The organism is Gordonia alkanivorans NBRC 16433 (assembly GCF_000225505.1).
Classification (GTDB): domain Bacteria; phylum Actinomycetota; class Actinomycetes; order Mycobacteriales; family Mycobacteriaceae; genus Gordonia; species Gordonia alkanivorans.
Genome location: NZ_BACI01000018.1, coordinates 1 through 7270, shown reverse-complemented (window position 1 = coordinate 7270; position 7270 = coordinate 1). Strand labels below are relative to the sequence as shown.

Annotated in this window: 6 protein-coding genes; 4 read left to right on the top strand and 2 right to left on the bottom strand. The window is 66.6% G+C overall.

Annotation, left to right across the window (positions count from 1 at the left end; translation table 11 throughout):
- Positions 1–44 precede the first annotated feature (44 nt).
- Positions 45–839 carry a hydroxymethylpyrimidine/phosphomethylpyrimidine kinase gene (locus tag GOALK_RS02745; protein WP_006357263.1) on the bottom strand — a complete coding sequence of 265 codons (795 nt, stop codon included), beginning with the start codon at positions 837–839 and terminating at the stop codon, positions 45–47.
- A gap of 437 nt (positions 840–1276) precedes the next feature.
- On the opposite strand from GOALK_RS02745, the gene GOALK_RS02740 reads away from it, so the two are divergent.
- The 4 genes from GOALK_RS02740 to GOALK_RS02725 all read left to right on the top strand — a co-directional run bounded on the left by GOALK_RS02740 (position 1277) and on the right by GOALK_RS02725 (position 5518).
- Positions 1277–2464, top strand: a complete 1188-nt coding sequence (locus GOALK_RS02740; protein ID WP_006357262.1) for a lipase family protein — start codon at positions 1277–1279, stop codon at positions 2462–2464.
- A gap of 14 nt (positions 2465–2478) precedes the next feature.
- Complete coding sequence (locus tag GOALK_RS02735; RefSeq protein ID WP_006357261.1) at positions 2479–2916, top strand: nuclear transport factor 2 family protein; 438 nt, start codon at positions 2479–2481, stop codon at positions 2914–2916.
- Between the two features lie 131 nt (positions 2917–3047).
- On the top strand, positions 3048–4370 hold the full coding sequence (locus GOALK_RS02730; protein ID WP_006357260.1) for an NAD(P)H-binding protein: 1323 nt from the start codon (positions 3048–3050) through the stop codon (positions 4368–4370).
- A gap of 131 nt (positions 4371–4501) precedes the next feature.
- Complete coding sequence (locus tag GOALK_RS02725; protein ID WP_006357259.1) at positions 4502–5518, top strand: YihY/virulence factor BrkB family protein; 1017 nt, start codon at positions 4502–4504, stop codon at positions 5516–5518.
- Between the two features lie 4 nt (positions 5519–5522).
- On the opposite strand, the gene scpC is transcribed toward GOALK_RS02725, so the two are convergent.
- Complete coding sequence (gene scpC, locus GOALK_RS02720) at positions 5523–7037, bottom strand: succinyl-CoA:acetate CoA-transferase ScpC (protein ID WP_006357258.1); 1515 nt, start codon at positions 7035–7037, stop codon at positions 5523–5525.
- Positions 7038–7270: the final 233 nt, after the last annotated feature.

Sequence of the window (7270 nt, the reverse complement as noted above, 5' to 3'; positions counted from 1 at the left end):
TGATTGTGCCGATAACGGGTGGGTTTACCGCACAGCGCGGAGTGCTACTGCTGTCCGTGCCAGACGGCGTCGAACGGGGCGGTCGAGCTGATGCGACCGACGATCCCGCGGTGGGTGAATTCTTTGGCCGCGCGCACCGCGTCGAGGACGTCGGCGCCCTTGGTCAGTCCGGCGGTGGTCGCGGCGGCGAACACGCAACCCGCACCGGACACGCGCTCGTCGCCCACCTTGGGTGCGCGGAGGATGGTGATGTCGGTGCCGTCGAAGACCACGTCCACCGCTTCGTCACCGGCGAGTCCGACCCCGCCCTTGACGACGACACACTTCGGCCCGAGATCGGCGATCCGGCGAGCCGCTTCGGCGAGGTCGTCGACACTGGCCAGTTCGTCCATGCCGGCGAGGGTCGCGGCCTCGAACAGGTTGGGCGTGACCACGGTGGCCAGCGGGAGGATCTCCGAGCGCAGGGCATTGTCGGTGTCGAGAGCCGCACCGGGCTCCTGACCCTTGCAGATCAGGACGGGGTCGACGACCACGTGCCGCCAGGTCCGCGATGCCAGTGCCTCGGCAACCGTCGAGATGGTCGCGGGCGTGCCGAGCATGCCGATCTTGACGACCTCGGGCTCGTGCGCGACCGTGGCCGCCTCGATCTGGTCGGCGATGACGCCGGCGTCCACCGGCACGAAACGATGGCCCCAGCCGGCCTTCGGATCGAAGGACACGATGCAGGTGATGGTTCCGACGCCGTAGGTGCCGAGCTGGGCGAAAGTGCGCAGGTCGGCCTGGATTCCCGCGCCTCCGGTCGCCTCGGACCCGGCGATCACGTACGACACCACTGACATTGCTCGATCCTTTCGGGGTTCGCAGATGAACCGGGTCCTTTTGTACACCCCCAGCCCTACCCCGTTTGCACCGGAGTCGGCCGTCGCAGCCTCCCGACCGTGACGTTTCCCCGAGCAAACAGCCTGGTGTCCGACACCGCATGGCAGCATCGACGAGCACGGACACGATGCGCGCCATCGTCTGTCGCGGGCTGTGCAGGATCGTGTCGAAGGAGAAACGGACACCCCCATCGAGCCTCCCCCGCCGGCGGGTCGGAGACGCGCGCCGCCCTTGGGAGATTTTCTCCAGACGGTTGACACGGGACGTGATCTATCCAACTAATTAGAACATGTTCATCGGGGGTCAGGGTCGACGTCCTCTCGTGCGCGAACAGTCTCGCGCACGCTTTCCGAGAGGTGGTCGTCTTCGTCGACGTGCCCTCCTCGCCACCTGCGCGGTGGCCGCCACCGCCACACTCGCCGGAATCGGTCCCGCGTCGGCGGACCCGTATGCCGGGTTCTACAACCCGCCGTCGGGCTTCGACGCCCGTCCCGGATCGCTGATCCGATCGGCGCCGTCGTACGCGGCTGTCATCCCGTTCACCGGCGCGAACATCGACGCCCGCACCACCACGGTCATGTATGCGAGCACCGGCGCTCGGAACCGTCCGACGGCCGTGACCGGCAGCGTCCTGGTCCCCCGCACTCCGTGGGCCGGGCGCGGTGAGCGTCCGGTCGTGGTGGTCGGTTCAGGGACCATCGGTGCCGGCGACCAGTGCGCACCGTCACGTCTGCTGCGGTACGGACAGGCCTACGAGGAAATGGCGATCGGAGCGTTGCTCGCCAATGGCTACGCGGTGGCGCTGACCGACTACGAAGGACTCGGCACGCCCGGCGATCACCCCTACCTGAACCGTAGGTCGCTCGGGACATCGATGCTGGACATGGCCCGTGTGGCGCGGAATCCGAAGTTCGGTGTGAGCTCCAAAGCCCCGGTCGCGCTGTGGGGCTACTCCGAAGGCGGGTTCGCAGCCGGCTCCGCCGCCGAACTGGCCGGCACATACGCGCCGGAACTCCCGATCTTCGCCGCTTTCGCGGGTGCCCCCGCACCAGATCTCGCGGACCTTGCGCGACTCGGGGACGGAAGCCTGCTCGGAGGTGGCGTCGGGTGGGTCGTCAACGGTTTCATCGCCGCGTACCCCGAGCATCGCGCGAAGTTCCTCGCCGCGTTCAACCCGCTCGGTCGGAGTGTGCTGCGAGATGTCAACTCGTACTGCGTGTTCGACGTGATGAGGATGCTTCCGTTCGTGCCGACGACCTTCTACACCAAGGACGGCCGGCCGATCGCGGCGCATCTGCGCAAGGAGCCGTGGCTGACGGCGGTGAACGATCAACGACTCGGCGGGGTCGCCCCGCGGATGCCGGTCCTGGTCAGCCAGAACCGCGGCGACGACGTGGTCGATCCCCGCGGCACTGATCGCATGGTGCGGTCCTGGCGTGCCAAGGGGGCCGACGTCACCGTCGAGACGATGCATCTGCCGGTGTTGTTGCCGGGTACGTTCCTCGGCCACGGCGTGGGCTTGGTGTCCGAACTCGAGGCGCTGAGGTGGCTGAACGCCAAAGCTGCCGCCCTGCCGAAGAACTAACTGATCGGAGAGACGTGAACACCCAGGAGATCGCCGACCGGTTCGAGATCGCCGACGTCCTCTACCGATACGCCCGCGCGGTCGACACCAAGGACTGGGATCTGTGGCGCTCCGTGTTCACCGCGGACGCCACGGTCGACTACACCTCGGCTCCGGCCGGACGGGCCGGGAGTCGGGACGAGATCGCCGCATGGCTCGAGGAGAACTTCGCGTTCGTCACCGTCAGCCAACACTTCATCACGAACATCGAGTACTCCTTCGAAGGCGACCGCGCACAGATCCGGGCGATGTTCTACAACCCCATGCAGTTCGTGGGGATGACCGAGCTCAGCACCTGCGGCGGCAACTATCACCACTCGATGGTCCGCACCGAGACCGGTTGGCGGAGTGAACGTCTGCACGAAGAGAGCCTCTGGTTCGTGAACTCACCCCTCGAAGAGCGCGACGCCTGACCCGGCACCGCCACGCGTTATCAACCTGTGGCCGTAGGGAACGATCCGGCACCGACACCCGGCGACCGGGCCGCGGTCGACGTTTCCACTCCTAGCCTGAGGGGTACCGCCCGAAGGTACAGAGGAGTCATGTGAACGAAGCGCGAACCTGTCTGGTCACCGGAGCCACCGGCTATGTGGGAGGCCGTCTGGCACCCCGGTTGCTCGAACGTGGGCACCGTGTCCGCGCGCTGGCCCGGACGCCGTCGAAGCTGTCCGACGCGCCGTGGACGAACGACTCACGTGCCGAGGTCGTGAAAGGTGATCTCTCCGACCGGGACTCGCTTCTCGCTGCCTTCCGCGGCGTCGACGTCGTTTATCACCTCGTGCACTCGATGAGCAACGACGCGGATTTTGCGGCCGAGGAACGACGCTCCGCAGAGAACGTCGTGGCAGCAGCACAGGCGTGCGGCGTGTCCCGGATCGTCTACCTCGGCGGGTTGCACCCCGAGGGCACCGATCTCTCCGAACATCTGGCATCGCGAGCCGAGGTCGGCGACATCCTCATCGACTCGTCGATCGAGACCGTCGCACTGCAGGCCGGGACGCTCATCGGGTCCGGGTCGGCATCGTTCGAACTCATCCGCCACCTCACCGAGCGGCTCCCGGCGATGACGACGCCGCGCTGGGTGAGCAACAAGATCCAGCCCATCGCCGTCTCCGACGCGCTGTACTACCTGGTCGAGGCGGCGACCGCGGAGGTCCCGGAGTCACGGACGTGGGACATCGGAGGTCCGGACGTCCTCGAGTACGGCGACATGATGCAGGTCTACGCGCAGGTCGCCGGTCTTCGTCCGCGCACGATGGTCGTCCTCCCGTTCCTCACGCCGTCGGTGGCGAGCCGCTGGGTCCGCCTGGTGACCCCGATCCGAGGGAAGATCGCGCGACCGCTGATCGAGTCGCTCGAGTGCGACGCCGTCTGCCGGAACCGCGACATCGACTCGATCATCCCCCGCCCGCCGGGTGGCCTGACCCCGTACCGCCGAGCGGTCGCCGAGACGCTGAGCCGCGCCGAACGCGGCTCAGAGGCCGCGACGTGGGCGAACGCGAACGCTGACACCCCCGCAGCCGAACCCATCCCGACCGACCCGGACTGGGCCGGCGAGGAGGTGTTCGAGTCGACGTCCGCAACCGTCCAGAACGGCACACCCGACGACATCTGGGACTCGCTCGAACGGAGGGGACGCGTAATCGCGGAGAAGCAACCGGAGTTCCTCCGCGTCCAGGTCAGCGAGAACTCGCGCGGCAACGGGTTCGTCGAGTACGCACTTCGTGACCTCGGCCAGAAGCCTGCACGCACCGAGGTCACCACCACGTGCCGCTTCTTTCCGCACGGGGTCGTCGGACTTGCCTACTGGCGGCTCGGGTGGCCGCTGCGCAAGCTCGGTGTACCAGCCGTGGATCCGTTTCACTGAGGCACAGATCGAATTCAGTGCGGTACGGACCGGGCTACGGCTGATCGGCTGTCGGCCGGGATACAGTCAGCACACCCGCCGCCCGGGCGGTGCCGGCAGGACCGGCTGAACGACGAGCAGAAGGTGAGCGGGTGTCGCTGTCGGAACGGATCGACGACTTCCAGCGACGACACCCGGCGACCGGGTTCCCGATCGCGGTGATCTACAAGTTCGTCGACGACCAGGGCGCCTATCTGGCCGCCCTGTGCACTTACTACGCGTTCATCTCGCTGTTCCCGCTGCTGTTGCTGTTCTCGACGATCCTGGGCATCGTGCTCGCCGACAATCCGGCTTTGCAGGAGCGCATCCTCGACTCGGCGATGAGTCAGATCCCGGTGATCGGCAGCCAACTCGGCGAGCCCGAGAAACTCAGCGGCGGGATCCCGGCGCTCATCATCAGTGTCCTGGTCTCGCTGTACGGCGGTCTGGGAGTCGCCGTCGCGGCCCAGAATGCGATGAACACCATCTGGGCCGTCCCCCGCAACGAACGACCGGATCCGATCTTCGTGCGCCTGCGCGGCCTGGTCCTGCTGTCGACGGTCGGCCTCGCCGTCATCGGACTGACCGTCGTCAACGGCATCGCCGCCGGCATCGAGCTCGGCGTCGCCGGCCGCTGGTTCGCGATCCTCGGCTCGGTCGTGCTGAGCACGCTCGTGTTCATCGTGGCGTTCCGGTTCGGCACTGCTCGCGCCCTGTCCGTCCGCGACGTGCTCCCCGGAGCGCTCGCGGCCGCAGCATGCTGGCAGGCGATTCAGACCTTCGGCGCGGTGTACGTCGGGCGCGTCATCGCCAATGCGAGCTCGACGAACGGGGTCTTCGCGATCGTTCTCGGCCTGCTCGCGTTCCTCTACGTGACCACGATCGTGCTGGTGTTCTGCCTCGAGGCGAACGCCGTCCGCGTGGACCACCTGTACCCGCGGTCGCTGCTGACGCCGTTCACCGACAACGTCATCCTCACCGAGGGCGACGAAGCCGCGTATGCGGCGCAGGTTCGGGCGCAGCGGAACAAGGGGTTCCAGGAGATCGACGTGACCTTCGACAACCCTCGTGAGGGCCGGACGAACGGCGAGAGCTCCCCGGACGGTCAGCGCGGCGACGAACCGAGCTGACCACTCAGCGCATCGAGCCGGTGTCCAGGAACCGCTGGTGGAAGCTGAACGCCTCGTCGAGGATGTGCGGGGTCTGGCCGGCCGCGGGCATCGCCTCGGCGCGGGCGAAGTAGTCGTTCAGCATCGGCCGGAACTCCGGGTGCGCACACTTCTCGATGACCAGCCGGGCACGGCGTCGGGGTGACAGCCCACGCAGGTCCGCCAGTCCCTGTTCGGTGACCAGCACCTGGCAATCGTGTTCGGTGTGGTCGACGTGCGGCGTCATCGGGACGATCGACGAGATCGCACCGCCCTTCGCCGTGGACGGGCTCATGAACAGCGACACGTAGCCGTTGCGCGCGAAATCGCCCGAACCGCCGATGCCGTTCATGATCTTGGTGCCCATCACGTGCGTCGAGTTCACGTTGCCGTAGATGTCGGCCTCGAGCATGCCGTTCATCGCGATCACACCGAGACGACGAACGACCTCGGGATGGTTGCTGATCTCCTGCGGACGCAGGGTGATGTGGTTCCGGTAGAAGTCGACGTTGGCCGTCAGCTCCTCGATGCCGGCCTCGCTGAGTGCCAGAGCGGTCGACGACGCGTGTGCGACGGTCCCGTCCTTGATCAGCCGCAACATGCTGTCCTGGATGACCTCCGAGTAGCAGGTCAGACCTTTGTAAGGGCCGCGGTCCAGACCGCCGAGGACGGCGTTGGCGACGTTGCCGATGCCGGCCTGCAGAGGCAGCAGTGTGTCGGCGGGCAGCCGACCGTTGCGGACCTCGTAGTCGAAGAACTCGAGGACGTGACCGGCGATCGCCTCACTGATCGCGTCGGGCGGGGTCACCGGGCTGGCGCTGTCGCGTTGGTTGGTCTCCACGACCGCGACGACCTTGGCCGGGTCGACCCGGAACGTCGGCTGCCCGATTCGATCCTGCACCCGGGTCAGCGGGATCGGCTTGCGGTGCGGCGGCAGTGCGGTGCCGTAGTAGACGTCGTGCATGCCCTCGACGGCCTCGGGAATCCACGAGTTGACCTCGAGGATCACCTTCTTCGCGACGTCGAGCCAGGTCTTGTTGTTCCCGATGGACGCGGCCGGAATCAGCTCCCCCGATTCGGTGATTCCGGAAACCTCGACGACGGCGACGTCGACCTGGCCGTAGTAGCCCACCCAGACCTGCTGCGCCACGTGGGACAGGTGGATGTCGACGTAGTCCATCCGGCCGTCGTTGATCCGCTTGCGGGCGGTGCTCTCCGACTGGTACGGCATGCGCAGCGCGATGCCGTCGACCTCGGTGAGGAGACGTTCGGTTTCGGTCGAGACCGAGGCGCCCGTCAACAGGTTGATCGTGAAGTTCGAGCCGTTCGCCCGGGTGTTCTTGATCTTGTCGGCGAGGGCCGGGATGACGACCTTCGGGGTTCCGGCACTGGCAAAACCGCTGATCGCCACGGTGTCGTCCGGCTGTATGTACTTCACGGCGTCGTCGGCGGACATCACCTTCGACGCGAACGCGGTGTTGCGAATACGTCCCGATGGCACGGAAGTACCTACTGAGGGGGTCACGTTCCCCAGGATAAGCACAGATGCACATGGGCAAAATCACGGATTACCGAGACATGTCGATTCAGACATGGTATAAGCCGCCGTGTGAGAAGGTCGCTTGACCAACACTGCAGAGTCTCAGTGCACTGCGCTCAGTTGAACAGGACTCCTTCATCGGTGGAGAGGCGTTTGCGCGAAGCCGCCCCGAGAACGGTACGGACCCGCAGCCG

What these genes read in the sequence shown, in the direction of transcription:
- GOALK_RS02745 (WP_006357263.1), bottom strand. Translation starts at nt 839, where the DNA reads ATGTCAGTGGTGTCGTACGTGATCGCCGGGTCCGAGGCGACCGGAGGC.